Consider the following 26,958-nt stretch of genomic DNA (forward strand, 5'->3'; position numbering starts at 1 on the left):
GATTTCTTCAGGACGAGACCCGTCCACGAAGGTTCCGTCCTCGTGCCAAAAAACTCGTCGAAGCATGGTTACATCAGCCTGCCACTCATTCGGGCTATCAAGGAAGAGTCCTGGTTTTTTCAATCGGTAAACCGGAGTCAAGAACCCTGCCCTAACCGCTTCAAGAAGCGTACGTTTCGCAGCATCGCGGTCTCCGCCGTTGTTACCGACAAAACTAGCAAGCGAGACAATTTCACCGCTGCGAAGAGATTGAATCTTCTCCAGCGAATCTCGACCTCCAGTCTCTACCACCTCTTTCGCTAGTCCAACAATCAGAGCAACAATGCTATGGATAGCTTGGTATGAAGAAGGAGTCTCATGCCATACGAAAAGGAATTCCGCACCGATAGGCCAAAATCGAACACGCGTGAAGACTCGCTCATCGTTCCAATACGCGACAAGCGCGGTAGTCGGCGCCTCACGAACAGCTTTAGAAATAGCTTTACCCAGTTCAACATTTAATTTTTCTGAAAGATGCGGCGCTAGAAATTCCGCAAGCAATACATCGACAGACGATTTCTCTTCGGATGCGAGACTGACTCGACCGGAACTAGCATCAATATCTGTTCGAACTATTCGGACGCGAGGACTCACCCCCTCTTGCAAAATGCCTATTGCCCGCTCAGTCGCAAAAGCACTCACACGAATCTCGCAGTGCGTAGCAAGTGCAAGAATCAACGATTCGACAACTTCTTCGTATGCGAGCTTGTGTCCTGCTCCAGTCGCAGCGCCTTGAGTGAACCCTGGATAGCAGAACAGCGCAGCACCAGTTGAGGGGTAAATGCGGACGACGACGGGATGGCGTAAGTGCTTTATTTCGAGCCGCTTAGTCTCGTCGTCAACAAGTTTCCATTCGGCGACCTCCACCGAGTGCTCGAAGAGAAAAATCTCGGCATCGTCAGAAACGCCGCGCCAAGCAAAACGAAATTGCACCTTTCCGTCAGTACGACCGACCGGACCATAGTTCTTGAGCGCGAGGATGGGCTCATTCTGCACGTACCTTGTCAGTACGTTGTGGCGCATGGGGGACTTTGCTTCGATGCTCTGCAACAGTGGAACAACGTCTTCGACCAGCCTGCCGGACGACAGGATGGCATCCATCGCCTCCGCACGAGTTCTCACGGACGGAGCCTGGCTGCCCAGTAGCAGTGCCAGGGCAGTTCGTAGTTGGTCCACCGTCAAAGAATTAGCCAGGGTTTCGAGATAATCGTCACCGACCTCTCTCTGCCTAATCTTACGCTCGATTTCCGTCACCTTCTTCCCTGAGCCCCCTTGCCTGAAGTTACATAGAACTAACGCAATTGCTCAATGGTACAGGCAGTATGCATACACGGGTAGCATCCCATGAAACAGGGCCTTGCAACACAAGCCTATGATTATCCTGCATTATCGACTAATTAGCTGCAACTACTGCCGAAAAACATATCGTTTAGTAGCACCCGGAGTAGCGTGTAGAGAGACTGCGAGCCCCGCATTGACCGCTTCGCGCGCATCGGTGCGTTGTCGGCGGCGGTCGTCGCCCTCCGCGAGAAAAGTGGCGCGGGCCATGTCGTCGCGCTGCCAGCGTTCGCGCAGGTCAGCCAGACGCAACGCCAGGGCGGCCAGCGAGCGCAGTGCTTTCTCGATGCGCTGGAGCCATTCCACCAAGCGACTCCGCTGCTCTGCATTCGGCTGCGGGAGTTCTGGCTTGGCATCGAGTTCAGCTAGAAAGCGCCCGGCCAAGTTGCTCGGTGCCTGGGGAGTCGCCGCAGGAGCGCGCAATACGATAGGGTCAGCCGAGTGCAACCAATCGCGAGGGGCGGCCGTCGGGGGCGCTATGGAAACCGATGCCTTGGGGACAGGTGTAGACGCAGGCGTCGGAGCCGCCAGAGGAGGCGGCAAGGCATTCGGTCCTGGAGCACCCGTGGATGCCAGTTCGTGACCAGCCGCTGCGCGCAGCATGTCTCCCTTGTTCGTTGCGATACCCTTGCGCTCCAACGCGGTCGCGCCGAGGCCAAGCCGCAACTGGGGCACCTTATCGAGACCCAAGCGCTTGTAACTCAGGTGCGTGAAATCCGGAATGCCACCGATGGTTGCCACATGCGCGTTCGCCAGTGCGGCCCACTGGGCGTTTAACTTGGTGATGACCATCGCAGCGGCCTTCTTTTTCGAAAACGCATGAAGCTTTTCGCCGAAGCCCCAGCCGTCTGACCCACCCTGCCCTTCGCCATCTGCGTCGCGCACGGCACTGGCATCCAAGGCCAGGGCGCGCGTCGGAAAGTAAAGATGGGCATGAAAGCCTTGCTTGCCAAACGGCTTCGGCTGACCCAGCACGTCAACGGGTGAATCACGGTGCACGCCCACCGAGACCACGGTGCCCCAGGTCGAAACGATGCGCTGTGCCATCGCGCGCGCCATCGCCTCCGCCTGCTCGTCACTCAGCCCGAATGGCACGGGAATGCGAAAATCATGGGCCACTTGCGAATCTTTGCGTAACTCCGCTGACTCGACCGCCTCCCAGACTTTCGCAGGGTCCGTCGCCCATGCAGGCGCGCCCTCTGGCGCGAGGGTGAACGCGGCCACGATTTCCTCTCCCAGGATTCGGCGGCGGTAGTCGTGCCACGTGTCCGTGCGCTTGTCGTAAAGGCGAAGGCCGAGGCGATACGCCACACCCGCCAGCGCGCTATGGCCTTTGGCGCGGCCATGGGTCGTCAGATGAGGGCGGGCGTGGGTCATGAACAGCTCCTTGTTCAATGACCTGGCCGACCTCGGCCAGGCTGGGCGTCATGCCCGGACTTCGTTGCGAGGGGGCACCGTGCCCGCCCCCTCATCCATCAAAGCAACAAATCCTGACATGTCAAGCTTCCTTGACATGTTAGGGCACACATAAAAAAAGAAATGCTTTGGGCAACGCTCAGGCGTTGGCGGCTCTAGGCCTGGACTTTGGCTTGGCTCTGAGCGGCGAGTTGGGCACCAACTCTGAGACGCGCCGTTGCTTTACTTTGGCTTAGATGTCGTCCTCAATAGACACGCCAAACCCTGAATGCGTCCACCTTCGGCGGCGCCGCCAGTACCGCCCCCACCTTCACCCTCTAGCCAGTTAAAGCGGCAACAGAAAGAGGCTTGTCTCTCAGAAGCAGTGCATGCGAGTGTTCAACACTGTTTCGTCGTTCGGGTCACCGTCGTCAAAACGTGGCGCTAAGAATAGAAAATCACAAAACTAAGGACAAAACGTGGCAACGATCAATTCCCTGGCAAAAGAATACGCCGACTACCTGATACTAAACCGGTTCGACCCAGGCGCAGCTTCAGAGGTGCTTCGACGCATCGAACGAATCACCTACGTAGAATCTGGCAATCCATTGTCGGCGGTGACTAAACAACATCTTGTGGCTGAGATCGAAGTCATCCTATTGTCGACCTTCAAAATTCCAGGAACGGACCTCAACTTCGCTGCGGAATCGGAGGATTCTTCGGAACTGGTGAAGCTCATCGCCCTGCTTCGCCAGGGAGTGGCTGCCAAATGATCGACCCCACAACCGCCCAACAGCTGCAAGAGTTATCGGTCCGGATCGCCAGACTTGAGGGTGAAAATCATCCGACGTGGGCGCCAATTATCGTATCGCTTGCCATCGGCGTCGCAAGCGCGGCTATCAGCATATGGTCCCAGGTCAACGCAAGGCGCCAATCGCGAGCCTCCGCCCTAGAGACGATTAAGAGCAATGTTGATGCAGCCAAAGCGCAAGTGGAAACTGCATCGATGCAGTTGGCCCCACTCGTCGCCAAACTTAATCCGACCGCGGATGAGGTCGCAGAGTTGACGCTAAAGCGACAAGCCTTTGAAAGCATCATCGAACGGCTGCTCAACGCCTACGAGGATGGATGCAGGAAGTACTTCAACAAACAAGTCGACCCCACCGATTTTGTTCAAACCTACCATCAAGATATTGCGACGTACATCGAGGCTAACAAAGAGAAGTTCGCGCCCCCGTTGACTCGATTTACCTCAATGGTGCGTTACTACGATAAGGAGCATAAGAGAGTAAGCAGCTAACGAAGCAGCGACTGACGTACGCAACGTCAAGGGTGACGCTGTTCGCTTGTGCGGCAGCTCCGTCAGAGCGCTTTAGACGGCTGCGACGACACGGATATCTACGCACCTCCTATACGTCATAGCCAGTTATGGCCACCAAACCAAACTCCTGCAGGCACCAGCAACCTTGCCTTGATTATTACTTTCATCCTCTCAGCAATAGAAGGCGCGATTTCGGGACAAAGAGCATGTGAGGTGGCGACGCCCCCCGATTTTGAGTAGCGCAACGATTTGGAATCCAATCCCTCAACCGACGGAGATTGGACGTGAAGAAGCGTTTTACCGAAGAACAGATTATCCGCTTCCTGCGTGAGGCGGAGGCCGGCGTGGCGGTCAAGGAGTTGTGTCGCAAGCACGGCTTCAGCGAAGCCTCGTACTACCTGTGGCGCAGCAAGTTCGGCGGCATGACGGTGCCCGAGGCCAGGCGGCTTAAGGAGTTGGAGGCAGAGAACGCCCGACTGAAGAAGCTCCTGGCCGAGTCCATGCTGGAGAATGAGATCACCCGCGAGGCATTGCGAAAAAAGTGGTGACCGCACCGGCGCGACGGTTGCTGGTGCGGGAGATGATGAGCCAAGGACTCAGCGAGCGCCGCGCGTTGACGGTGCTGCGCATGAGTGCCAGTGCCCTGCGTTACGCACCGTGTGCGGACCGTAATGTCGAACTTCGACAACGGATCGTAGCCTTAGCGCAGCGACACAAACGCTACGGCGTCGGCATGATCTACCTCAAGCTTAGGCAAGAAGGAATGCTCGTGAACTACAAGCGCGTGGAGCGGCTGTATCAGGACGCGAAGCTGCAGGTGCGTCGGCGCAAGCGCAAGAAGGTGCCCGAAGGCGAACGGCAGCCATTGTTCCGCCCCATGGCCCCCAACGAGGTATGGTCGATGGACTTTGTCTTCGATCGCACCGCGGAGGGCCGCGTCATCAAGTGCCTGACGGTTGTCGACGACGCCACCCACGAGGCCGTCGTCATCGAGGTCGAACGCGCGATCTCCGGCATGGGTGTGACGCGCGTGCTGGATCGCCTGGCGCTCACCCGTGGCCTTCCGAAGGTGATCCGCAGCGACAACGGCAAAGAGTTCTGCGGCAAGGCAATGGTGACCTGGGCCCACGAGCGTGGCGTGCAGCTGCGCCTGATCGAACCCGGCAAGCCGAACCAGAACGCCTACATCGAATCGTTCAACGGCCGCTTGCGCGACGAGTGCCTCAATGAACACTGGTTCCCGAGTCTGCTTCACGCACGCACCGAGATCGAAACCTGGCGCAGGGAATACAACGAGGAGCGGCCAAAGAAGGCGTTGGGCGGGCTGACACCCGCCGCCTACGCCGAGCAGTTAAAGTAACCCCGGACTCTAAATTGCACCGCTACTGAAAGCGGGGGGACGTCGGTAGGCGCCGAACTGCTTGGTCATCTGACGGCCAAATCCCAACCCGTCGTTATTGGGCAACTCGGGAAACAATCGCTCCTGGCCCTTCGCTTTCAGTGCCTCGACGAACGCGAGAAACCCGCAGTCAAGCACCGGTTGCGCCAATGGCACGAATCGCCGAGACCCTGCGTTCTTCAGCTTTTGGCCGGGGAATCGCTTGTTGATGTGGAAGCCTGGAATGCACTGCACTGCTTCGACGTCCGCCACATAGAGTTGGATCAACTCCGTGACGCGCGCGCCGGAATACAAAGCGAGAATAGGCACCCAGTAGCGATGCGCGCTGCCCTTTGACCACGCAGAGAATGCGCTCGGTTCAAAGATGGCGTTCAGCTCGTCTTGCGTGAACGGTCGCCCGGTGTCGTCCTGCGTCACGTCTTTCTTTTGCCGGACCAGCCCATGCAACGGGTTGTCGGCGATGAGCTTGTTGCGCCTGGCCCAGTTGATGAACGTGCTCAGGCGTTGTCGGTGTTTTTTCAGCGTTGCCGCCGCTGGCGGCGGCTCTCCCATCGCCTTGGCTTTCGCGATGGTCTCGCGCACGTTTAGCCCTGCAAACTCGGGCCGTTTTGTGGCGTGCCGATGCCAGTGGACCACGGCATCGAAGAACGTGCGGCAATCGTCAGCGTTGAGTTCGGCGACGAGGCGGTTGCCGACGATGCCCTGGAACAGCGCCAACGTGTGGCGGCTCTCCATGAGGGTCTTTTTATCTCGGCCGCCCCGCTCGAGGTCGGCGAGATGCACTTCCACCTGGTGCCCAAAAAAAGTCTTCGCGATGGTGCACCTTGCGCTCAGGACTGGGCGTTGCGCGGGCCTTCTGCATCGTGTTGGATGGCGTCGCTGCGGCCATCAGAGCGTTGAACTGCCTTTCGTCCTCAGGCGTGTTGATGAGGACATTGGTCAGCTCAGCACCGTTGGGCAATCGCACCCCGCCGATGGCGAGTTGAAACGCGTTCTCCGCGTCTTTGGGCAGCTTGTCGATATCGACCACGCCCCCCTCCCTGTCGCATGCCCCTGAATGCGTTGGAGAGTGCCATATCCAGCAGGGCCGCGGCGAGTCGGGCCGCCTCTCCGGGAGCTTGCCGGAGGGGGCGCACAAGAAACCGAGAGCCGACTCGTTCACGCAGGTCGGTCGGCACGCGAAAGCGCACATACAGGCCAGCAGGACGATGGAGCAGGAGGGGCTTTGGCACAAAAACGATACCTAAAACGATACCTCGGGAGGGCGTTTCAGGTTCGCTGCGTCAGTCGAAAAACACGTTGCAGAAAGAGCACTTAGCGCAAAGATGGCGCTAGCTGGAGCGGGTGAAGGGAATCGAACCCTCGTCAGTAGCTTGGGAAGCTACAGCTCTACCATTGAGCTACACCCGCATTTGGTCACGTGATGGTAACCGGGCGGGCGGGACTTGGGAACGGGGCAAGGATGAATCGCAGGCAAGTTCTCGCTGAACCCGCGCCTCACGCAAGCTTGACGGCCGCTGCATGACGGGTGGCAGGTCGCGCATGATGCGGTCATCGTCCGATGCCTGCGAAGCGTTTTGCTACGGGCGAATCAAGGAGAATCGGCATGCTCAGGTCTTGGGAGTCCTTTGTGGTGCATCCAGTTTCCGGCGCCGGATGGCGTACGCTGCTCGCTACGTTATTGTTTGGCTTGTGTATTGGCGCCCATGCGCAGTCGACGTCGGCGGATGTCGATCCGGCCAATGTCGATGCCGCCGCAGGGGATGCCAGTGATGCCGGCGACCCGCCTTCGCGCGTGGCACGCCTTTCTTATCTGGCTGGCGATGTCGGGTTTCTGCCTGCTGGCGAGAAGGATTGGGCTTCCGTCACCGTCAATCGGCCGCTGACCACGGGCGATCGCTTGTCCAGCAGCGCCGGCGCGCGTGCCGAGCTGCAACTGGATGGCGGTGCCTTGCGTATCGCGCAGAACACTGATTTCGGGTTTCTCACACTCAACGACCAGATGACCCAGGTCGAGCTGACCCAGGGCACGTTGAATGTCGCGGTGCGCCAGTTGGGTGAAGGCGAAAGCTATGAGGTGGATACGCCGACCGTGGCACTGGTGATCGATGAGCCGGGCACGTTTCGCGTGGATATCAGCAGCGATGGCAAATCCACGCGCGTGACCGATTTCAATGGCCAGGCGGTGGTGTATGGACAGGATGGCGCGCAACGCGACATTGATCAGGGCAGCCGCTACGAGTTCAACGACTCGGCGCTCAATCATGTCGCGATAAGCGCCCTGGGTGGCGGTGACGAGTTCGATAACTGGGCGGCCGAACGCGACCAGCGCGTGGCGCAGTCGGTCACGCGCCAGTATGTCTCCGAAGAAGTGGTCGGCGCGTCCGACCTGGACCAGTACGGCGACTGGCAAAGCGATCCTGATTATGGGCAGGTGTGGTACCCGACCCAGGTCGATGCTGGCTGGGCGCCCTATCGCGCCGGCCACTGGGCCTATGTCGGCCCCTGGGGCTGGACCTGGGTGGATGACCTGCCCTGGGGCTTTGCGCCGTATCACTATGGCCGCTGGATTTGCCTGCGCGGCCATTGGGGCTGGATTCCCGGCCCGATCGTGCGCCACCCCATCTATGCGCCGGCCCTGGTTGCCTTCGTGGGCGGCGTGCATGCCGGTCGGCCGGTGGGCTGGTTTCCCCTGGGCCCGGGCGAGGTCTATAACCCCTGGTATCGCGCCAGCCGTGGTTATTACAGCCGTGTGAACTTCACCAACATCCGCGAACGCGGGCTCGAACGCGCGGCGCTGATGGATCGCATCAACCATCACTACGATTACTTCCATCGCGGTCAACCGTTCCCGAACCAGCACTTCGTCAACCGCGACGCACCGCATGCCTTCAGCGCGATGTCGGCGCAAAACTTCGCGTCGGCTCGCAACGTGCGACAGAATTTATTCAACGGCGACGCACGCCAGTTCGGCAACACGCCGATCATGAACCATGGGCTGGGAATCCGGCCCACGACGGCCAGCTTTGCGCAGGCGCGTGGCCCCCAGGCGCGCACCTTGCCGGCCGGCGGGTTCAATCGACAGGTGGTTGCGCGCACCGCTCCCTCGGCGAGCATGCTGCACCAGGGGCCGGTGAGCCATGCCGTCATGCCCGGACAGCCTGGACAGCCGGGCCGCCCGCAGTTCGGTAACGTACGCGTGCTCGACGGCCATGGCCCGACCTCCGGAGCACCGCAAAGCGCGTCGCACTGGTATCCGGGCAATCTCCCACCCGCGTCACGCAATGCCGGGACTGCCCCTGCTGGCACACAGCCGCCGGTGCCTCGCGGCCCTGCGTTCAATGGCCAGGCACCAAGTAACGGCACCCTGCCCAGCCAGCCGCAACTGCGCCAGGGCGAGCTGCCTTCCTCGCGCTTTGTGCATCAACCAGCAGCCAACGCCCCGCAACCGGGGGAGCGCACGGGCTGGCGAAACCGCATCGAGCCGGAAAATGGCAACAACATGCCGCGCCCGGGCGCCAGCTTCATGACCAACGCGCAGGAAGATCGGGCCCGCGAGATGAACCAGGGCCAGTCGCGCAATCTGCCCAGCCCGCCGCAGTTCTATCGCGGTGCGCCCCAACAGCAGGAGATGCCGCAGCAGCGCCAGGAACCGGCCTTCGAAAACCGCCAGGTGCCGCAGCAGCGTTTTGAACGTGACGACAACCGGCCGCGACCGAGCTTCGAGGCGCCGCGCCCGATGCCACAGCAACAGCCGATGCCACAGCGCAACTTCGAACCTCCGCAACGTGGCGGCGGCTGGCAGACTCCTGCACCGCAACAACAGCACGAGCAGCCGCATCCTGGGCCACAGGGGCGCCCCGAGCCTCGCAACGAAGGGCGCAACGAGGGGCGCAACACCAAGGATCGCTGATCGCGCCGGGTAATGAGCCACCAAGCGCCCTCGGCCGATGGCCGGGGGCGCTTGGCATGTGACGGCATGTTCTCGTGCCGCCGACGCGTCGAAGGGCTACAATCGGCGGATGCAAATCGTGCTCAATGGCAGTCCACGCGACTGCGCCCAAGGAATCACCGTCGCCCAGTTGCTGCAGGAAGCCGGTTACGGCGACCGCCGCGTTGCGGTCGAGGTCAATCGCGAAATCGTTCCGCGCAGCATGCACATTCGTTATGCGCTGGGCGAAGGCGATCAGGTCGAGATCGTTCACGCCATCGGCGGCGGCTGATCGACGATTCCCAACTCAACGCCCAAGGTGACCGGCGCAGGCCGGCCGTCCGTTACCCGGATGTTTCCCCGCCCATGAATACCAAGACTTTCGATACCGTCGATCCCCTGATCATTGCTGGCAAAAGCTATGGCTCGCGCCTGCTGACCGGCACCGGCAAATACAAGGATTTCGACGAGACCCGTCGCGCCTCGCAGGCTGCGGGCGCGGAAATCGTCACCGTGGCGATTCGTCGCGTGAACGTGGGACAGGATGCCAGCCAGCCCAATCTGCTCGATGCGTTGCCGCCGAGCGAGTTCACCCTGCTTCCCAACACCGCCGGCTGCTACACCGCTGCCGACGCGGTGCGCACCTGCAAGCTCGCGCGCGAGCTGCTGGACGGCCACAAGCTGGTCAAGCTGGAAGTGCTCGGCGATGAACGCACGCTCTACCCCGATGTCATCGAGACCCTCAAGGCCGCCGAAACGCTGGTAGCCGATGGTTTCGACGTGATGGTGTACACCACCGACGATCCCATTCTCGCCAGGCGCCTGGAGCAAATCGGTTGCGTGGCGGTGATGCCGCTGGCCGCGCCGATCGGTTCGGGCCTGGGCATCCAGAATCGCTACAACCTGCTTGAGATCATCGAAAACGCCAAGGTGCCGGTGATCGTGGACGCAGGCGTGGGCACGGCGTCCGATGCCGCGATCGCGATGGAGCTGGGTTGCGACGGCGTGCTGATGAATACCGCCATCGCTGGCGCCAAAGACCCGGTGTTGATGGCCCACGCCATGAAGCTGGCCATCGAGGCCGGCCGTGCCGCCTTCAAGGCGGGTCGTATTCCGCGCAAGCGTTTTGCCTCGGCGTCCAGTCCCATCGATGGAGTAATCGGGTAAACCGCCCGGTTCATTGGCTGGCCGGTGCATCGTGCAGCGGCCTTTCCAGGGCGACGGCCGGGGATGGATCGCAGTGGCGGGGGCGCGACGATGCCTCCGGCTACCAACGCCTGGTCAGCGCCGGATGCTGGCAACCTGAGTCACCCTGTCGCCTTAGCTTTTGCTGTCTGCTGGAATGCTTTCATGACCGAAGAAAACGCCAACCACCTGCGCCGTATCCGCAGTTTTGTATTGCGCGAGGGCCGCATGACGCCGGCGCAGCAGCGGGCGTTTGACGAGCACTGGGCGCGCTACGGCATCGATTACTCCGGCAAGACCCAGGATTTCTCCGCACGTTTCGCACGCACCGCACCGCTGGTGATGGAAATCGGCTTTGGCAATGGCGAGGCGCTGGCCTGGGCCAGCGAACATGACCTGGGGCGCGATTTCCTTGGTGTCGAGGTGCATGGCCCGGGTGTGGGTCGACTGATGAATGCGCTTGCCGCGCGCCATGCCAGCAATGTGCGCCTGTACAAGCACGATGCGGTCGAGGTGCTCGAACATGAGATCGCACCCGGCACGCTCAGCCAGGTGCGCATCTGGTTTCCTGACCCCTGGCACAAGAAGCGCCACAACAAGCGTCGCATCATCCAGCCCGATTTCGTCGCCCTGGTGGCGTCACGCATGGCCCGCGGCGGGCAATTGCACCTGGCCACCGACTGGCAACCCTATGCCGAGCACATGCTTGAGGTGATGGAGGCGGCACCGCACTGGCGCAACGATGTCGGCCCCGGCCAGTACGCCGAAAAACCCGATTGGCGTATCGAAACACACTTCGAGCGACGCGGCTTGAAGTTGGGTCATGGGGTGTGGGATCTGCTTTATCGCATCAAGGATTAGGCGTCAGGAGTGAGGGATCGGCAGGAAATGCCCGCCAATCACAGCGAGTGACGGGCTCCAGGCCCTTCATGCGGTCAGTTCCTCACGTCCCTCCGATACGGCCCCGATTCACCAGCGGCAACAAAACCCCGCTTATACTTCCCGATCACCAGGGACGCATCGCCACGCGGGGCATTTACGTGCACAGACACCTCGTCATCGACCGACCACCGCGCAGAGGCGCTCGCTAGTGGGTCTGTCGCTCACCCCCGAAATGATCCTGGTGCTCGGGCTGGTGGGCTTCACCATGCTGATGCTGGTGCTGGAGTGGATCCGCGCCGACATGGTTGCCCTGCTGGTGGTGGTGGTCATCGGCCTCACCGGGCTGATTCCATCCGATCGCGTATTCAACGGCTTTGCCGGTAACGCGGTCATTGCCATCATCGCCATCATGATCATGGGCGCGGGTCTGGATCGCGCCGGCGTGCTTGCCTTGACGGCCAATTTCGTCATGCGCATGGCGCGTGGCGTGGAGTCGCGCCTGGGCCTTGTGGTCAACATGGTCACCAGCCTGTTCAGCGCGGTGATTCCCAGCCAGGCGCTGGCTGCCTTGATGATTCCGGTCACCAGCCGTCTGGCCGCCCGAACGGGCGTGCCGATCTCGCGCCTGCTGCTGCCAATGGCGTTCTGCATCCTGACGGCCACCAACACCACGCTGATCGCCAACTCGCCGCTGATCGTGCTGAACGACCTGATCGCCAGCGCCAATGCCAACCTCCCGGCCGGTGCGCATACGATCCCCAAATTTGGCCTGTTCAGTGTGACGCCGGTGGGCCTGGTGCTGGCAGTGGTCGGCGTGCTGTTCTTCTACTTGTTCACACGCAAGCTGTTGCCCGAGCGCGAAGACGAACGTTTGAAGGTGACGCCCGGTCGTACCGAAAGCTACTTCGCCGATACGTACGGCATCATCGGTGAAACGGCCGAGCTGACCGTGACAGCCGAAAGTCCGCTGGTCGGCATGAGCATCGGCGAGGTGGAACAACTGCACGGCGCGCCGTTGATCCTGGCGATCAAGAGCGGTCCGGAGTCGCGCATGGCGCCCCCGGCCGACCACGTGATCTGGGTGGGCTCGGTGCTGGGTGTGCTGGGGCCGCGCGATCAGGTCAACCAGTTCGCCAACAACCAGCTTTGCCGCGTGTCGCCACGCATGCGTCAGTTGGGCGAGCTGTTCAACCCGACGCGCGCGGGCATTTCCGAGGCGGTCATCCCGCCCAGCTCGCGCTTCATCAAGCAAACTGTCGGTGAACTGCGCCTGCGCAAGCGCTATGGCGTGTCGGTGCTGGCGGTCAATCGCGGCGACCAGGTGTTTCGCGACGACCTGCGTAGCGTGAGCCTGCGGGCCGGTGACAGCCTGGTGCTGCATTCGAGCTGGCGTGACCTGGCGCTGGCCTCGGAAGACCGCGACCTGGTGGTGGTCACCGATATTCCCAAGGAAGAGCAGCGTCCCGGCAAGATCTGGCAGGCCGTGGGCTTCTTTGTGCTGGCCAAGTGCCTGGCGCTGTTCACCAACCTCGATCTTTCCGTCGCCATGATGACGGGCGCGATCGGCATGCTGCTGACGGGCGTGCTGAACATGGACGAGGCGTACAAGGCGATCAACTGGAAGACGATCTTCGTCACCGCGTGCCTGATTCCACTGGGCTGGTCGATGGATGCCACCGGCACCGCCGCCTGGCTGGCACAGGAGGTGCTGCAACATCTGGGACACGCGCAGTTCTGGGTCTTGCAGCTGTCGATTGCGATCCTGACGCTGCTGTTCTCGCAAGTGATGTCCAACGTCGGTGCCACGGTGATGATGGTGCCTATCGCGATCAGCGTGGCGGTGGCGACCGGCGGCAACCCCTCGGCGTATGCGCTTATCGTCGCCGTTTCGTCATCCAATACCTTCCTGCTCAGCTCAGGCCACCCCGCGCTGATGATGGTCGCCGGCCCCGGCGGCTACAAAGGCAAGGATTTCCTGCGCGTAGGCGCGCCGCTGACCCTGGTGGTGCTGGTGATCACCCTGGTGGCGATCAATTTGATGTTCCGTTGATGCGCACAGACGTCGCCCGGGTGGCGACTGGCCCGTCATGGGAGATGGGAGGCCGGTGCCGTAGCGCAATGCCTTACCTCGTCGCCAACCTGCCTGACTGCCAAGAAGCGGCACGCATCCATGCAGACCCGACGGGCTTGCGCCACGCTACACGGCTCCCATCTCCTTAAGCGCCTTGGCGCGCAAGCACCACCGCACCTTCAGTGACTTCCACCGGTACAGCCCGCAGGCTTGCGCCGCGACAGGGGCCACCGATGCAGAAGCCGTCGACGGCCTGGAAACTCGCGCCGTGCGCGGCACAAATCAGCAGGCCGTCCTTCATGAGGAATTTGCCCGGCGCCCAGTCCAGACGCCGGCCGGCATGGGGGCATATGTTGAAATAGGCCCTCACGCTCTCGCCCTGGCGCGTAAGAATCAGGCTATCGAGCTCGCCGTCGATCGTGGCATCCACAGCGATGGCCTCGTTGGCGGGGATGTCGTCGAGCCGGCACAACGCCTGCCCGGGGGTCACTCTATCCATCGGCACTTGCCTCTCGGGCCTTAAAGCCCCATCGTTACGCACGTAAGTCGTTGATTTTACCATACGGATTTTTAACATGCCGTTCTTTACGCGCCTGAACCCGGTTTTCAACCTGTCGCGCCGCCCGCGTCATCCGCTGCTGCGCGCATTGTCGTTGATCGTGGCCGTTGCCCTGGTTGGGGCGATGCTGGTGTTCGGCCTCGTGGTTGCCTGCGTACTGCTGGTGGGCGGTGCCATCGTGTTTGCACTGCGCCAGTCGACCCGCCAGCGCAGCGGTGCGCCTGCCGCATCGGCAAGCCACGGCACGCATCGCCCGGAAGTGCTGGAAGGCGAATTTGTCGTGCTGCACGAGACGCGCCACGCCGCACGCTGAAGACAATATCCGGATGGCAGCCGTCTGGCACGGCATCTAATCTGGCGACAATCGCCAGAGAGCCCTGCCATGACCGCTCGACAAGCCCAGACCGATCAAGCCCTGGAACGCGCCCGTCACCTGATCGAGCGCGCCGAGGAAGCACCCAGCCTGCAAACCCTGGCCGGCGCGGTCAGCCTGAGTCCGACGTATCTGCAACGTGCTTTCCGGCGTCGCTACGGCGTCAGTCCCGCCGAATACCATCGTGCCCGGCGCTTCAATCAGCTCAAGGCCTCGCTGCGCGAAGGTGCCAGCGTGACCGACGCGGTCTACGAAGCGGGGTTCGGCTCGGGGAGCCGCGTCTACGAGCATAGCGATCGCCTGTTCGGCATGACGCCCGCCAGTTATCGCGCGGGCGGTGCAGGCGCGGATATCCGTTACACCACCACGACCACGCCGCTGGGGCAATTACTGGTCGCCACGACCTCGCGCGGTATCTGTTCGGTGACGCTTGGCGGCACGGACGAAGAACTTCAGCAGCGCCTGGCCGACGAATTTCCTCAGGCTTCGCGCGAGCGTGTCGACGCCGGACGCGAGGAATGGCTCGACGCGGTGATCGCGCGTATCGCCAACGAGCTGGGCTGGCGCCATGAGGCGGCACCGGCATTGCCGCCGCTGGACGTCGCGGCCACGGCCTTCCAGTGGCGCGTATGGGAAGCCCTGACCCGCATCCCCGAAGGCCAGACCAAGAGCTATGGCGAACTGGCCCGCGAGCTGGGCCTGCCGGGCGGCGCCCGCGCCATCGGCCGCGCCTGCGGCAGTAACCGCCTGGCGCTGATCGTGCCGTGTCACCGCATCGTGCGCGAAGACGGCAGCCTGGGTGGCTGGCGATGGGGTGTGGATCGCAAGCGGGATTTGCTCGCGCACGAGCAACGTCGCGCTGGTTGAGCCAGAGACGAGACACGAGTAGTGAGCTACGAGTGCGCAAGCACGCGACCTTGCCGTAAGCATGGCAAGGTGCCGGGCATCTTCCGCCGCCTGCACACGCACCGTAAACCACATCGCCGCGCCCTCACTACTCCCCCCTCGCCCCTGCCGCGCCCCGCCAATAGAAGCAGCGCCCAACTCCACCTTTGGCGGCACACATGAGCCAACTCCTGCATATAAACTAAGCACTCGCGCGATACCCCACCGCGCCCAGGGCACCCAGGCAATGAATGATTCGGCTTCGACTTCTTCCGGTCGCGGCATGGCGGCTGCGTTGTATCGGCCCACCGTGCTGCTCCCCATGGCGCTGTTCGCGCTTTACGTCATCTGGGGCTCGACGTACCTGGGCATCCGCTTCGCGCTGGAGAGCTATCCCCCCTTCCTGATGGCCGGCATCCGTTTCCTGGTCGCAAGCACGTTGCTGTTTGGTTTTCTCAAGCTGCGTGGCACGGCGCTGCCGTCGCTTCGCCAGTGGCGCAATGCCGGCATCACCGGCGTACTGTTGCTGGGCATGGGCAATGGCCTGGTCTGCTTTGCCGAAGAGCACGTCAGCTCGGGCATCGCCGCTGTCGCCGTGGCCTGTGTTCCGCTGTTCGTCGCGTTATTTGCCGGCATGTATGGCGAGTGGCCGTCGCGGCCGGAAATCATCGGCCTGGTCGTGGGTTTCCTGGGTGTGATCGTGCTCAACCTGGGCGGCAGTCTTTCCGGTTCGCCGACCGGCGCACTGGTGCTGATCATCGCCTCGATGAGCTGGGCGTTCGGCTCAGCCTGGAGCCGCAAGCAGGATATGCCCAGCGGCCCGATGAACACCGCTGTGCAGATGCTGTGCGCCAGCGTTGCGCTGCTGGTGACCGGTGCGGTCACGGGCGAACACCTGCCATCGCACCCCACCGTGCACGCGACGCTTGCCCTGGCTTACCTGGTGGTCTTCGGTTCGCTGATCGCCTTCAGCGCCTATCTTTATCTGTTGCGCCATGCCCGACCGGCGGTGGCTAGCAGCTATGCCTACGTCAATCCGCCGGTTGCTGTCCTGTTCGGTGCCTTGCTGGCCAACGAGCATGTGCGGCTGCTGGATGTGGCAGGCATGGGCATCATCCTGGCTGGCGTGGCGACCATCACGCTGGCCCGTACTCGGCGGCGACCACGCTGAATACGTGCTCGCCACACCTCGTGCGGCGGCACGCCGGAAAGAACCCCGATCCACCGTGCGCGGCATGCATCGGGGTACCCTTAAGCGCCTGTTTGCGCGGACATTCCAGCAGACAAGCCCTAGACCTTGGTCGCCTTGTCCCGCGTGCGCCGGCTGGCGACCATGGGCCGGATGAGCCAAAACGGACATTCCTGGGGATCGCATGAAAAACCATGAGGGCGTACTGGCGCGCGCGGCATTGCGTTGCGCGGCGTGGTCGGAGCGCTGGTTTCCCGACGCCTGGATCTTCGCCGCACTCGGTGTGCTGATCGTTGCCATCGCCGTGATGGCCTTCGGCGCCACGCCGGTGGCCACCGTCAGCGCTTTTGGCGACGGTTTCTGGAGCCTGATCCCCTTCACCATGCAGATGGCGTTTGTCGTGATCGGTGGCTACGTGGTGGCAACCGCGCCGATCGTCGCGCGCTTCATCGACCTGCTGGCGCGCGTGCCGCGCAGCGGACGTAGCGCCGTGTGCTACGTCGGCCTGGTGAGCATGCTCGCCTCGTTGCTTTCCTGGGGTTTTTCGCTGGTTTTCGGTGGTCTGCTGGTGCGCGCCCTGGCCCGTCGCGAGGATCTGCGCATGGATTATCGCGCCGCTGGCGCGGCAGCGTACCTGGGGCTCGGTGCGGTATGGGCGATGGGCCTCTCCTCGTCGGCCGCGCAGTTGCAGGCCAATCCGGCCAGCATGCCGCCGGGCTTGTTGAAGATCACCGGCGTCTTGCCTTTCAGCCAGACGATTTTCCTGTGGCAGTCGGTCGCGCTGACCGCCGCGCTGATCGCGGTTTCCTTGTTGATCTGCTGGTTCACGGCCCCGTCGCAGGAGAACGCGCGCACCGCGCGCGATTTCGGAGTCGACGAATCGGCCACGCCGATCTTGCCGCCGCGCAGCCGTCCCGGCGAATGGCTGGAGTACAGCCCGTTGCTGTCGCTGTTGATCGGTTTGATTGGCCTGGGTTGGCTGGCGCACGAATTCGCCAGCAAGCCGGCGGTGGTGGCCATCGCCAACCTCAACACGTACAACTTCCTGTTTCTCACGCTGGGCCTGTTGCTGCACTGGCGCCCGCGCAGTTTTCTCAACGCGGTGTCGCGCGCAGTGCCAAGCACGGCGGGCGTGCTGATCCAGTTCCCGCTGTATGGCGGTATCGCGCAGTTGCTTACGCACGCCGAGGGCGCGGGAGGCGTGACGCTCGCGCATCGCCTGTCCGATGTCTTCGTGCACGTGGCATCCACACAGACCTTCACCCTGGTGATGGGCGCCTATTCGGCGGTGCTGGGTTTCTTCGTGCCGTCGGGCGGCGGCAAATGGCTGGTCGAAGCGCCCTATGTCATGCAGGCGGCCAACGACTTGCACGTGCACCTGGGCTGGGCCGTGCAGGTCTACAACGCGGCCGAAGCGCTACCCAACCTGATCAATCCGTTCTGGATGTTGCCCCTGCTGGGCGTGCTGGGCCTGAAAGCGCGCGACGTGGTGGGTTTCACCTTCGTGCAGTTGCTGGTGCACTTGCCGCTGGTGCTGGGCTTGCTGTGGCTGCTGGGCCAGACACTGTCGTATGTGCCGCCGGTGATGCCGTAACCGTCGACAAGGGCGCGATGGCTGGCGCGGCCGGGCAACTGGACGCTTCGCCCGGCCGCGCTGCCTGCATCCACGCCAGCACGGGAGCGAACAGGCGATCGGTGCGTATCGGTAGCCAGATGTGGCTTTCGCCATCGACCTGGCGCAACTGCGCATAGGCTGAGCGTTGCCGCATGGCTTGAACGTCTGCGGCCTCGACCAGGGTGTCGGCCTGGCCACGCATCAGCAACGCACACACGCGCAACCGCGATACGGCATCACCCGTGTCGATGGCATCGAGATTCAAGCCCAGCCGCCTGCCGGCCAGCGCAGTAGCCTTGCGCATACGCGAGGGCGTGGCGATCCAGCGCACCAGCCAGGGATGCCCGAACAAGCCTGTCCCGGGTGCGCGCTCGATGGTCTTTGCGACGTTGCCGAACGGTTCCAGCGCCACGACGGCCCGCACATCAGGCACGTCATGCGCTGCATACAGAGCCACGCTGCCGCCATAAGACACACCAAGCAAATACAGCGGATCAGGCAGGCGTCCGGCTCGACGCAATTGCGCGACGAGATCGGCGATGTCGACCGCCTCGCGCGCACCGAAGCCCAGCGGCGCTGGATCGGACTGGCCGTGGCTGCGCAGGTCCGGCATGACAACGGTATAGCCGCTGGCGGCAAAACGTATGCCCCAGTCCCCCATGGTCATGCCGCTTTCACCGATCGGATGGAGCAACACCACACTGCCGCGCACCGGCAAGGCATGCGACGCCGAGGCCGGCTGGCTGAGCTGGTAATGGAGCACGGGATGCCTGGGATCCTCATCGAAACGACCTTCGAAACGATAGTCGTGGGGCGAGGCGATCCAATAGGAAAGATGCACTTGCTGCGCGGTTACCGCGGTATCCCGGGCAAACCCGGCCGGCTGCAAGACATCGCCCATGTTGGCGAAGAACGGATCCGGCTCGGGCCGAACGATCTTGCCCGCGATATACGACGTGCACCCCTGGCTGAGCAGCACCCACAGGACCATCCATGCCCATCGCATCCGGCGCATCGCTTTTCCCCAGGAATCCCCGGCCCATCATAGCGCCTGAATACCTGCACCGGAGCCGCTCAAGGCGCTTGGCCACCCTGCCGATAGTCATGGTGGCCGGGGCACCGGTTTCATCATTGGCAGACACTCCATGAAAAGCATCCAGAACCTGCCGATTGCGGCACGGCTTGCGATCCTTGGCGGGCTGCTGCTCGTCGCCACGGTAGTCGTGGGCGTGGGCGGATGGCACGGCTTGCGCGACATCCATCAGTTGGAAATACGCTCGGCGCAGGAATCGGCTGCCTACGCACAGGCGATGGATACCGCCCGCGTAGCCCAGGTCGATTTCAAGAAACAGGTGCAAGAATGGAAAGACCTGCTGCTGCGCGGCGGTGATCCGGCCATGTTCGCCAAGTACAAGTCTGCCTTTACGCAAGAGGCTGCGACGGTGGCGAGCGACCTTGCGCGCCTGAAAGCGCAGATGCAGGCGCTCGGTACTTCTACCCAGGGCGTGGACGCGGCCCTGGCCACGCAAGCGACGCTCGATGATCGCTATCTGGCGGCCCTGGCGCTTTACGACAGCAAGGACCCAGGTAGCGCGCATCGCGTCGATACCCAGGTCAAGGGCATGGATCGCGCGCCTACCGATGCCATCGACGGACTGGTCGCGGGCATGAAGCACGACATGTCGGCCACCTCGCAACGTATCGATGCGGCCAGCGCCCAGGCCTATCGCCGGGCAAGCTTCTTCCTGCTGGCCGTGCTGTTGTGTGCCCTGCTCAGCGGCGGATGCATCACCTGGGCGTTGGCACGAAGCATCACCGTGCCGATCCACCGCGCGGTCAAGGTCGCCAAGGCCGTGGCCGACGGGGATTTGAGTACCGAAATCACTCATGTAACACGCGATGAGACGGGCATGCTGCTGGGCGCGCTCAAGGACATGAACGGTCAGCTGCGACGGGTGGTAGCGGCCATCCGCGATGGATCGAGCGAAATATCCTCGTCAACACGCCAGATTGCTTCGGGCAATATGGACCTGTCCTCGCGTACGAACGAACAGGCCGCCGCCTTGCAGGAAACGGCCGCCTCGATGCAACAGTTCGCGCATAGCGCAAGCACCAATGCGGTGGGTGCGCGTGAGGCCAGCCAACTGGCCGAATCGGCTACGTTGCAGGCGCGCCAGACGCACGCCTCGATGCGTGAGGCGCAAGCCATGATGGGCCGCGTGCATGATGCTTCGCAGCGCATCGCGCAGATCACCCAGACCATCGACGCGATCGCCATGCAGACGCACATCTTGTCCTTGAACGCGGCCGTGGAGGCGGCACGTGCCGGCCAGGCCAGCCAGGGCTTCAACGTGGTGGCGGCCGAAGTGCGCGAACTGGCCACGCATTCCAAGCAGGCTTCGGGTGACATCCGCAAGCTGGTCGAGGAAACCGGCAACATCATCGATGAAAGCCAGCACGTCATGAGGCAAGCCGGCGATCTGGTCACCCAGTTGCTGGACAATGTCACTCATGTGGCAGCGACGGTGGGTCATATTGCTTCGCAGAGCGCGGATCAGTCGCATGGCGTACAGCAGGTCAATCACGCCGTACGGCAAATGGATGAAGTCACGCAGAGCAATGCGGCGCTCGTGGAAGAGGCGGCCGCCGCGGCCGATGCGGTGCAGGTACGCGCGCGTTCGCTGGTGGAAAGCGTGGCATTCTTCCGCCTCGACCGCGCTGCCTGAAAACACACCTTGCGCAGCGATATCGCGGCGCAAGGTGTGACATACGACCGGCTCAGAGCTCACGCAGCGCCGTGGTCACCGGCAACCGGGCCGCGCGCGCCGCGGGAAACAGGCCACCGATAAAACCGATGGCCAGCGCCCACTTCAAGCCCTGCCAGAGCAGCGTCGGCGAAACCTTCAGCGCAAAACTGAGCTGCCCAGTCGTGCCACTGGCCAGGGTCGAGGCCGTATAGCCGTTGAACACCAGCCATGCGATCGCTCCACCTGCTACCCCGCCGATCAGCGCCAGCAACATGGTTTCCAACAGAATGGCAATCACCACCGGCAAGCCGCCGAAGCCTATGGCGCGCAATGTGGCGATCTCCCGCGCACGCGCCGCGACCGCGGCAAACATCGTGTTGAGCGCGCCGAAGATCGCACCGATCGCCATGATGCCGCCCACCACCAGACCGATCACGCGCAGAATCCTGGTCATCTGCTCCGATTGTTTGGAGAAGTAATCCAGGGTGGTGCTTGTATCGACCTTCAGGCGCGGATCGGCTTCCAACGCGGATTTGAACGTATCGAAGGCCCGGGCATCGGTCAGCCTTACCGTCACCGCCGTGCGGCTGCCGCCGCGACGATACATATCGGCTACGACATCGGCATCGGCCCAGATTTCCGAATCCAGCGCGTTGTCCGCCGAAAACACGCCCACGACCGTCCAGCTCTGGTTGCCCAGCTTGAGCTCCTTGCCTGGCTCCAGGCCGGCGAACTGGCGCTGCGCACCGCGGCCAACCAGCAATTCGCGCATGCCGGGCTTGAACGTGCGACCCTCGACGATTTTAACCTCCGGGCGCACTGCCCAGGCTTCATCACCGACGCCACGCAGTTGCACGCTTCCTTCCTCCCCATCGTGGCCATGGCGCAGCGGCAGATCGGCCGCGACCACGATTTCCGGCGAAGCCAGCGGACGACCATGCGCGTCCTTGGCAATGCCCGGCGCCTGGGGAATCACCACCACGCTATCGCGCTCGAGCACCGACATCACCTCGCTGGCCGAAGCGCCACGCATCACGATGGCCGTGTCGTCACTGCCGGTTCGAGCGAGCGTTTGCGAGTAACCCTCGGCCATGGCCAGCAAGGCCACGAGCACGCCGACCACGCCGGCGATACCGATAACGATTACCGCCGATGACCCCAGCCGTTCGCGCAAGGTGCTCAGGCCCACCGCCGTCACCGACAATGCCTGCCTTCCGCGCCGCGTGAGCACGATCAACAGGGCAAACAATACCGCCACCGCCACCAGCACGGGCCACGGCAAGGCGATCCACAAGATCAGGCAGACCAACAGCAGGACAATCAATCCAAGATTACGCAAGAATTTCATGGCGACTCCTCAACGGCCGGCCAGGGCATCGACAATGTTCAGGCGCATCGCCCGCCACGCAGGCAACAAGCCGACCAGCAAACCAATGGCGACCATGAGCAGCACGCCACGCGTCCAGATAGGTGCACCCACGCTGGACATCGGCACACCGCCTCCCATCGCTGCCTGCATGCCGCCGACCGCGAATGTCGCCAGAACCAGGCCCACCACGCCACCAAGCAGCAACAACAGCACGGATTCGGACAACACCAGGGCCAGCACCGACCGGCTGGAGAAACCTATGGTCTTCATCACCGCGAGCTCGCTCGTGCGCTCGCGCACTGCCTGCATCATGGTGTTACCCGACAACAACACCAGAGTGAAGAACACAGCGCCCATGATGGAACCGACAATCAAGCCGATATCGGCCAGTTGCTTGAGCCACGCGGCGCTGGCGGCCTGCTCGGTCTGCGTGCGCGTTTCATGGTCGGAATTGGCCGAGAGCGCATCGATGCTCCTGGCGATATGGTCGGCCTGGTTCACATCGCCCACACGTACCACGTACCAGCCGACCGATCCGTGGTTGTAAGGCGTGCTGTCGTCGAAATACTTCCAGTGCATCAACACAACCTGGTCATACCAGGCCGCACTCTTGTCCTTGGCATGCATCACGCCGACCACGTCGAACTTCCAGTTCTTGCTGCCATCGCGCTGCGGAAAGATGGTCGATTGCAGCGGCACCTGGTCGCCGACCTTCCAGCCAAAGCGCTTGGCCAGTTGTTCGCCGACAATGACACCGGTACGCGTTGCGTCAAATTGCTTGCGTGCCTGCGCGTTGACTTCGACATCCGGATATTCATCCAGGTAATTGTCGCTCACGGCGAAACTGAAGACCTGGTTATGTGGGTCCTGATAAGCGCCTCCGAACCAGTTGGCATAGGCCACCGAAGCCACGCCGGGCACCTGTCCGATCTGGCCGCCCAGGCCTTGCGGCAAGGGTTGAATGAATGACAGTTTGGAGCCTACGCGCAAGCGTTGCGCGCCGTTCGCACTTTGCCCCGCCTGATCGAAACCGCTGCGCACGGCATCGAGCATGCCAAACAACAGAAACGCCGCCACGATGGATACCAGCGTCAGGATGGTGCGGGTCTTGCGCCGGAATAGCGCCGCCCAGATGAGATGAAGGTATTTCATCGTGGGTTCCTCATACCGAAGTCGCTTCGACCAGCGTGCCCTTGTCCAGATGCAAGGTGTGATTGGCATACTCGGCAGCCTTGGGGTCATGCGTCACCATGACGATGGTCTTGCCGTGCTCGCGATTGAGCTGGCGCAGCAGACCCAGCACGTCTTCGGCGGACTGGCGGTCGAGGTCACCAGTCGGTTCATCGCAAACCAGCAAGGTCGGGTCGGAAACAATCGCGCGTGCGATGGCGACGCGCTGTTGCTGACCGCCGGAGAGCTCGTTCGGCTTGTGCGAACCGCGTTCGCTCAGGCCCACCAGCTGCAAGGCGATCTCGGCATTACGGCGCCGTTGTGTCGCGGAAAGTCGAGTCAACAGCAGGGGCAGTTCCACGTTGCGCTGTGCGCTCAGCATCGGCATCAGGTTGTAGAACTGGAAGACAAATCCCACGTTGGCCGCACGCCAGCGTGCCAGTGCCGCCGACCCCAGCGCGCCAATGCTCTCGCCGCCCACCTTGATGCTGCCGCCACTAGGGTTGTCCAAGCCACCCATGAGGTTGAGCAAAGTGGTCTTGCCCGAGCCGGAAGGCCCCATCAGGGCCAGGAAATCTCCTTGGGCAACATCCAGGTTGATGTGGTGCAACACCTCGACTTTCTGCTTGCCGCGCTCGTAGACCTTGGAAAGGTCGCGAATTTCGATCAACGTCGTCATGGATAGGACTCCCGGGAATACATCGATGCAATCAATGGCGCGTCTTGGCGTCTGTCGCGCGCGCGCCGTCCTGTAAATCATCTGGCGGTGAAATCACGATGGTGTCGCCTGACTGCAGTGATGCCGGCACCAGCCGCATGTCGCCATAAGCCTGTGCAGCGGGATTCACCTCGCGCCGATGCACCCGATCACCGCTGAGCACGAACACCACGCTGCGGCCGTCGCGCTGGACAATGGCGGTCGCCGGTACCAGCACACCCTGCGGAACCACGGTGGTCTTTGTCGCCTGTTCGAGGAAATTCACGCGTACGCCCATATCCGGCACGATGCGGTCGTCACGGCCTTCAAACGCCACGCGAACCTTCACCGTGGCCTTGCCGCGATCGGCCGCCGGCACGATGGCGATGACATGGGCCGGAATTTTCCAGTCGGGATACGCATCGAGGATGGCTTCAGCCGGCATACCGGCCTTGACGCGACCGATATAGGCTTCATTGACATCCACGTCCACCTCGAGCGAGCCCATGTCCACGATGGTGCCGACACCGGTACGGGTGAAACCACCGCCAGCGGAGAGTGGCGAAATGATTTCGCCCACTTGAGCGTCCTTGGTCGTAATCACGCCATCGAACGGTGCGCGCACCACGGTGTAATCGAAGTTCACCTCGGCCACGCTGACCTGGGCATCGGCCGCCTTGGCCTGGCGCTGCTGGGACGCCAGTTGCGCGCGCTGACTGTCGACCTGAGTCCGTGCCTGCTCGGCGTCCTGGCGCGATACCAGCCCACGTGCAACCAGCGCCTCCAAGCGACTGGCATCGCGCTCGCTTTGCGCCGCCTGGGCCTGCAATTGGCTGACCAGCGCGTGCGATGCTGCCGCTTGCGCCTGTGTGGCCATGAGACTGGCCTTGTATGCGCTGTCATCGAGACGGGCCAGGATCTGTCCCTTCTTTACATGATCACCCTCCTCGATCAACACCTCGGTCAAGGTGCCGGTAATCTGCGCCGACACCGTGGCCTGACGCCTGGCCGTGATATAGCCGGTGGCCTGCAGTACCGCACCGGCCCCGGGGTTGCTGGCGGGCGATACCGCCTGGGCAGTCTGCACATCCACGCTGCGCTGGCTGAGCGCGAACCACGCTCCCACGGCCACCAGCGCAAGCATGACCAGGGCACTAAGCAGCCACCACAGCCAGGAAGGAGGCCCCGACCGATGTGCCTCGCGCTGACTACGGTCGATCCGCAATTCTTTGAGCAGGTCCGCTTGACTCACGTTGTTTCCCCATCGTGTCCCGAAGGCCACCTGCGTTGCGCGGATGGCACGATGAGCACAGCATGACCATCCGGGCCGCCGGGCAGCATTGCCGCCCATCAGCCATCGCCGGTGACAGCTGTCACTCGGCCAGCCGGGAGGCAGCGGCCGGACATCAGCCAGGTGCATAGCTGATTTGCACGGCCGGCAGGCCGGAAAACTGCTAACCTCGCCGACCATGAATTACGCCATCGCACCCAGCCCCGTCGTTAGCCTGCCGATCAATGGCAGCGATCAACGTTTTCCTGTCCGGCGCGTGTTCTGCATCGGGCGCAACTACGCCGACCATGCCCGGGAAATGGGTGCGACGGTCGACAAGGAAACGCCGATATTCTTCTGCAAGCCAACCGACGCACTGGTAAGCGATGGCGCCGACGTGCCTTACCCGCAAGCCACTGCCGATCTGCACCACGAAGTGGAAATGGTCATTGCGCTGGGTGCAGGCGGTAGCGACATCCCGGTAGACAAAGCCGCCGCGCTGGTCTGGGGATACGCCATCGGCCTGGACTTGACCCGCCGCGACTTGCAAGCCATCGCCAAGGCCAAGAGCCATCCCTGGGACGTTGCCAAAGGTTTCGACCATTCGGCACCCATCTCGGCCCTGGTACCGGCGAGCCAGTGTCAGGTGAACGAGCAGACACGCATCAGCCTGCGCGTGAACGACACCATGCGCCAGCAGGCCCCACTGGGTGAGATGGTGCACACCGTGCCGGAGATCATCGCCGCGCTATCGCGCCTGTTCGAACTCAAGGCCGGCGACCTGATCTTCACCGGCACCCCCGCCGGCGTGGCTGCCCTGCAACGCGGCGATCGTTTTCACGCCGAACTGGAGGGCGTGGTTTCCCTGGAAGGCACGGTGACCTGACCTGCGATTCAGTCGCAGATGGGGGCTAAAACCTCCAAACCACAGCCGAAGGCGACCGCTAAAAAACCTCGCATCGAAGAGGTCATCCGACGAATATCGACATCTCGCGCCTTTGGGTCCGTCAAAACCAGGACTCGGGGTCCCGGCCTACGCCGGGAGGACGGATAGGCAGGGGTTTTTTAGAGTTTCCCAGACGACGCTTTTACACGAACCCGGGATAGTCCTGGCGCATGCGGTCCTGGACAGCGACGAAGACCGGATGCGGCTCGACGGGCTCGGCGTCGCGGATGATCGACCACGGCGTATCGACCAGCAGATGACCTGTCTGGAATTCAGGCAGGCCGTCGCGGCGGCGCAAGGCCTGGACCGCGAGCAGTTCGGCGGGATAGATGCGGTCAAAGTAATGATCAAATTCGTAGTTGTTCCGCTCTGTCGCGTGCTTGCTACGACTGATATGAAAATCAATAGCTGGAAGCATGGCTTCCTGAAAGACTGTTTCGTCAGTCGAACGCCAGGCTTCCAACAAGGACTGGTAGGCCGGAAGCAATGGCTTGACGGGTTTGTAATGCGTGGGAACACCGAAGGCTTCAGCCAGTAGATAGATCAGGAACGCCGTGTGCGTTCCATTGCCCCAGCT

The 26,958-nt window shown here is 62.4% G+C and carries 25 protein-coding genes, 1 tRNA gene and 1 pseudogene; 14 read left to right on the forward strand and 13 right to left on the reverse strand.

Features of this window, described 5'->3' with window-relative positions:
- The coding region (locus VF436_RS04675; RefSeq protein WP_330902833.1) for a hypothetical protein at positions 1-1,293 on the reverse strand (1,293 nt) is incomplete at its 3' end.
- Between the two features lie 153 nt (positions 1,294-1,446).
- Positions 1,447-2,754 (reverse strand): MobA/MobL family protein, encoded by a 1,308-nt coding sequence (locus tag VF436_RS04680; RefSeq protein ID WP_330902834.1) that lies wholly within the window; start codon positions 2,752-2,754, stop codon positions 1,447-1,449.
- A gap of 497 nt (positions 2,755-3,251) precedes the next feature.
- Here VF436_RS04680 and VF436_RS04685 point away from each other — a divergent pair, with 497 nt between their 5' ends.
- From VF436_RS04685 to VF436_RS04695, 3 genes are all read left to right on the forward strand, one after another.
- The gene (locus tag VF436_RS04685; protein ID WP_330902835.1) at positions 3,252-3,545 is read left to right on the forward strand and encodes a hypothetical protein; all 294 of its coding nucleotides are present in this window, start codon (positions 3,252-3,254) and stop codon (positions 3,543-3,545) included.
- Positions 3,542-4,072, forward strand: coding sequence for a hypothetical protein (locus VF436_RS04690; protein ID WP_330902836.1), 531 nt, complete (start codon positions 3,542-3,544; stop codon positions 4,070-4,072). The genes VF436_RS04685 and VF436_RS04690 overlap by 4 nt, the downstream gene beginning before the upstream one ends.
- Before the next feature lie 305 nt (positions 4,073-4,377).
- Positions 4,378-5,453, forward strand: a protein-coding gene (locus VF436_RS04695) for an IS3 family transposase (RefSeq protein ID WP_414649811.1) whose coding sequence is annotated in 2 segments (ribosomal slippage) — positions 4,378-4,636 and positions 4,636-5,453 — 1,077 coding nt in all. Because the reading frame shifts where the segments join, the coding sequence is not laid out codon by codon here.
- Positions 5,454-5,462: 9 nt separating this feature from the next.
- Here VF436_RS04695 and VF436_RS04700 read toward each other — a convergent pair.
- The 4 genes from VF436_RS04700 to VF436_RS04715 form a co-directional block, all read right to left on the reverse strand.
- Positions 5,463-6,281 carry a site-specific integrase gene (locus VF436_RS04700; RefSeq protein ID WP_330902838.1) on the reverse strand — a complete coding sequence of 273 codons (819 nt, stop codon included), beginning with the start codon at positions 6,279-6,281 and terminating at the stop codon, positions 5,463-5,465.
- Entirely contained in the window at positions 6,238-6,522 is a 285-nt protein-coding gene (locus VF436_RS04705; RefSeq protein ID WP_330902858.1) for a hypothetical protein, read from the reverse strand. The genes VF436_RS04700 and VF436_RS04705 overlap by 44 nt, the downstream gene beginning before the upstream one ends.
- Positions 6,437-6,724, reverse strand: a complete 288-nt coding sequence (locus tag VF436_RS04710; protein ID WP_330902839.1) for a DUF6538 domain-containing protein — start codon at positions 6,722-6,724, stop codon at positions 6,437-6,439. Before VF436_RS04710 ends, VF436_RS04705 begins: the two co-directional genes overlap by 86 nt.
- A gap of 104 nt (positions 6,725-6,828) precedes the next feature.
- A tRNA-Gly gene (locus VF436_RS04715) sits at positions 6,829-6,902 on the reverse strand.
- Positions 6,903-7,098: 196 nt separating this feature from the next.
- Here VF436_RS04715 and VF436_RS04720 point away from each other — a divergent pair.
- The 5 genes from VF436_RS04720 (at position 7,099) to VF436_RS04740 (ending at position 13,540) form a co-directional block, all read left to right on the forward strand.
- Complete coding sequence (locus tag VF436_RS04720) at positions 7,099-9,405, forward strand: DUF6600 domain-containing protein (protein ID WP_330902840.1); 2,307 nt, start codon at positions 7,099-7,101, stop codon at positions 9,403-9,405.
- 109 nt (positions 9,406-9,514) lie between these two features.
- Entirely contained in the window at positions 9,515-9,715 is a 201-nt protein-coding gene (thiS, locus tag VF436_RS04725; protein WP_330902841.1) for a sulfur carrier protein ThiS, read from the forward strand.
- A 74-nt stretch (positions 9,716-9,789) separates the two neighbouring features.
- Positions 9,790-10,590 carry a thiazole synthase gene (locus VF436_RS04730; RefSeq protein WP_330902842.1) on the forward strand — a complete coding sequence of 267 codons (801 nt, stop codon included), beginning with the start codon at positions 9,790-9,792 and terminating at the stop codon, positions 10,588-10,590.
- Between the two features lie 183 nt (positions 10,591-10,773).
- Complete coding sequence (gene trmB, locus VF436_RS04735) at positions 10,774-11,469, forward strand: tRNA (guanosine(46)-N7)-methyltransferase TrmB (protein ID WP_330902843.1); 696 nt, start codon at positions 10,774-10,776, stop codon at positions 11,467-11,469.
- A 253-nt stretch (positions 11,470-11,722) separates the two neighbouring features.
- Positions 11,723-13,540, forward strand: a complete 1,818-nt coding sequence (locus tag VF436_RS04740; protein WP_330902857.1) for an SLC13 family permease — start codon at positions 11,723-11,725, stop codon at positions 13,538-13,540.
- 166 nt (positions 13,541-13,706) lie between these two features.
- Here the strand turns inward: VF436_RS04740 and VF436_RS04745 are convergent, their stop codons facing one another.
- Positions 13,707-14,060 (reverse strand): Rieske (2Fe-2S) protein, encoded by a 354-nt coding sequence (locus VF436_RS04745; protein WP_330902844.1) that lies wholly within the window; start codon positions 14,058-14,060, stop codon positions 13,707-13,709.
- Positions 14,061-14,136: 76 nt separating this feature from the next.
- Between VF436_RS04745 and VF436_RS04750 the strand changes: the two genes are divergently transcribed.
- From VF436_RS04750 to VF436_RS04765, 4 genes are all read left to right on the forward strand, one after another.
- The gene (locus VF436_RS04750) at positions 14,137-14,433 is read left to right on the forward strand and encodes a hypothetical protein (RefSeq protein ID WP_330902845.1); all 297 of its coding nucleotides are present in this window, start codon (positions 14,137-14,139) and stop codon (positions 14,431-14,433) included.
- Between the two features lie 69 nt (positions 14,434-14,502).
- The gene (locus VF436_RS04755) at positions 14,503-15,360 is read left to right on the forward strand and encodes a methylated-DNA--[protein]-cysteine S-methyltransferase (RefSeq protein ID WP_330902846.1); all 858 of its coding nucleotides are present in this window, start codon (positions 14,503-14,505) and stop codon (positions 15,358-15,360) included.
- A 265-nt stretch (positions 15,361-15,625) separates the two neighbouring features.
- Positions 15,626-16,549 (forward strand): drug/metabolite exporter YedA, encoded by a 924-nt coding sequence (yedA, locus tag VF436_RS04760; protein WP_330902847.1) that lies wholly within the window; start codon positions 15,626-15,628, stop codon positions 16,547-16,549.
- 202 nt (positions 16,550-16,751) lie between these two features.
- The gene (locus VF436_RS04765) at positions 16,752-18,161 is read left to right on the forward strand and encodes a short-chain fatty acid transporter (RefSeq protein WP_330902848.1); all 1,410 of its coding nucleotides are present in this window, start codon (positions 16,752-16,754) and stop codon (positions 18,159-18,161) included.
- On the opposite strand, the gene VF436_RS04770 is transcribed toward VF436_RS04765, so the two are convergent.
- On the reverse strand, positions 18,064-19,197 hold the full coding sequence (locus VF436_RS04770; protein WP_330902849.1) for an alpha/beta hydrolase: 1,134 nt from the start codon (positions 19,195-19,197) through the stop codon (positions 18,064-18,066). The two genes, VF436_RS04765 and VF436_RS04770, sit on opposite strands and share 98 nt — an antisense overlap.
- Before the next feature lie 130 nt (positions 19,198-19,327).
- Between VF436_RS04770 and VF436_RS04775 the strand changes: the two genes are divergently transcribed.
- Positions 19,328-20,908 (forward strand): methyl-accepting chemotaxis protein, encoded by a 1,581-nt coding sequence (locus VF436_RS04775; RefSeq protein ID WP_330902850.1) that lies wholly within the window; start codon positions 19,328-19,330, stop codon positions 20,906-20,908.
- 52 nt (positions 20,909-20,960) lie between these two features.
- Here VF436_RS04775 and VF436_RS04780 read toward each other — a convergent pair whose 3' ends face one another.
- The 4 genes from VF436_RS04780 to VF436_RS04795 are packed head-to-tail and all read right to left on the reverse strand — an operon-like array spanning position 20,961 to position 25,417.
- Entirely contained in the window at positions 20,961-22,277 is a 1,317-nt protein-coding gene (locus tag VF436_RS04780; protein ID WP_330902852.1) for an ABC transporter permease, read from the reverse strand.
- Between the two features lie 9 nt (positions 22,278-22,286).
- Positions 22,287-23,450 (reverse strand): ABC transporter permease, encoded by a 1,164-nt coding sequence (locus VF436_RS04785; RefSeq protein WP_330902853.1) that lies wholly within the window; start codon positions 23,448-23,450, stop codon positions 22,287-22,289.
- Between the two features lie 10 nt (positions 23,451-23,460).
- Positions 23,461-24,147: an ABC transporter ATP-binding protein gene (locus VF436_RS04790; protein WP_330902854.1), complete on the reverse strand. Its 687-nt coding sequence runs from the start codon at positions 24,145-24,147 to the stop codon at positions 23,461-23,463.
- A 31-nt stretch (positions 24,148-24,178) separates the two neighbouring features.
- Complete coding sequence (locus VF436_RS04795; protein WP_330902855.1) at positions 24,179-25,417, reverse strand: efflux RND transporter periplasmic adaptor subunit; 1,239 nt, start codon at positions 25,415-25,417, stop codon at positions 24,179-24,181.
- A gap of 217 nt (positions 25,418-25,634) precedes the next feature.
- On the opposite strand from VF436_RS04795, the gene VF436_RS04800 reads away from it, so the two are divergent.
- Complete coding sequence (locus VF436_RS04800) at positions 25,635-26,321, forward strand: fumarylacetoacetate hydrolase family protein (RefSeq protein WP_330902856.1); 687 nt, start codon at positions 25,635-25,637, stop codon at positions 26,319-26,321.
- A gap of 202 nt (positions 26,322-26,523) precedes the next feature.
- Here VF436_RS04800 and VF436_RS04805 read toward each other — a convergent pair.
- Positions 26,524-26,958 (reverse strand): annotated as a pseudogene (locus VF436_RS04805) (hypothetical protein); the annotation flags it as partial.

Source organism: Dyella sp., from assembly GCF_036384435.1.
GTDB lineage: Bacteria > Pseudomonadota > Gammaproteobacteria > Xanthomonadales > Rhodanobacteraceae > GSA-30.

Coding starts and splice junctions, on each gene's coding strand:
- VF436_RS04720 (WP_330902840.1), top strand. CDS start 7,099: ATGCTCAGGTCTTGGGAGTCCTTTGTGGTGCATCCAGTTTCCGGCGCC.
- VF436_RS04690 (WP_330902836.1), top strand. CDS start 3,542: ATGATCGACCCCACAACCGCCCAACAGCTGCAAGAGTTATCGGTCCGG.
- thiS (WP_330902841.1), top strand. CDS start 9,515: ATGCAAATCGTGCTCAATGGCAGTCCACGCGACTGCGCCCAAGGAATC.
- VF436_RS04780 (WP_330902852.1), bottom strand. CDS start 22,277: ATGAAATTCTTGCGTAATCTTGGATTGATTGTCCTGCTGTTGGTCTGC.
- VF436_RS04755 (WP_330902846.1), top strand. CDS start 14,503: ATGACCGCTCGACAAGCCCAGACCGATCAAGCCCTGGAACGCGCCCGT.
- VF436_RS04745 (WP_330902844.1), bottom strand. CDS start 14,060: ATGGATAGAGTGACCCCCGGGCAGGCGTTGTGCCGGCTCGACGACATC.
- VF436_RS04765 (WP_330902848.1), top strand. CDS start 16,752: ATGAAAAACCATGAGGGCGTACTGGCGCGCGCGGCATTGCGTTGCGCG.
- VF436_RS04740 (WP_330902857.1), top strand. CDS start 11,723: ATGATCCTGGTGCTCGGGCTGGTGGGCTTCACCATGCTGATGCTGGTG.
- VF436_RS04680 (WP_330902834.1), bottom strand. CDS start 2,754: ATGACCCACGCCCGCCCTCATCTGACGACCCATGGCCGCGCCAAAGGC.
- VF436_RS04750 (WP_330902845.1), top strand. CDS start 14,137: ATGCCGTTCTTTACGCGCCTGAACCCGGTTTTCAACCTGTCGCGCCGC.
- VF436_RS04775 (WP_330902850.1), top strand. CDS start 19,328: ATGAAAAGCATCCAGAACCTGCCGATTGCGGCACGGCTTGCGATCCTT.
- VF436_RS04790 (WP_330902854.1), bottom strand. CDS start 24,147: ATGACGACGTTGATCGAAATTCGCGACCTTTCCAAGGTCTACGAGCGC.
- VF436_RS04770 (WP_330902849.1), bottom strand. CDS start 19,197: ATGCGCCGGATGCGATGGGCATGGATGGTCCTGTGGGTGCTGCTCAGC.
- VF436_RS04730 (WP_330902842.1), top strand. CDS start 9,790: ATGAATACCAAGACTTTCGATACCGTCGATCCCCTGATCATTGCTGGC.
- yedA (WP_330902847.1), top strand. CDS start 15,626: ATGAATGATTCGGCTTCGACTTCTTCCGGTCGCGGCATGGCGGCTGCG.
- trmB (WP_330902843.1), top strand. CDS start 10,774: ATGACCGAAGAAAACGCCAACCACCTGCGCCGTATCCGCAGTTTTGTA.
- VF436_RS04800 (WP_330902856.1), top strand. CDS start 25,635: ATGAATTACGCCATCGCACCCAGCCCCGTCGTTAGCCTGCCGATCAAT.
- VF436_RS04785 (WP_330902853.1), bottom strand. CDS start 23,450: ATGAAATACCTTCATCTCATCTGGGCGGCGCTATTCCGGCGCAAGACC.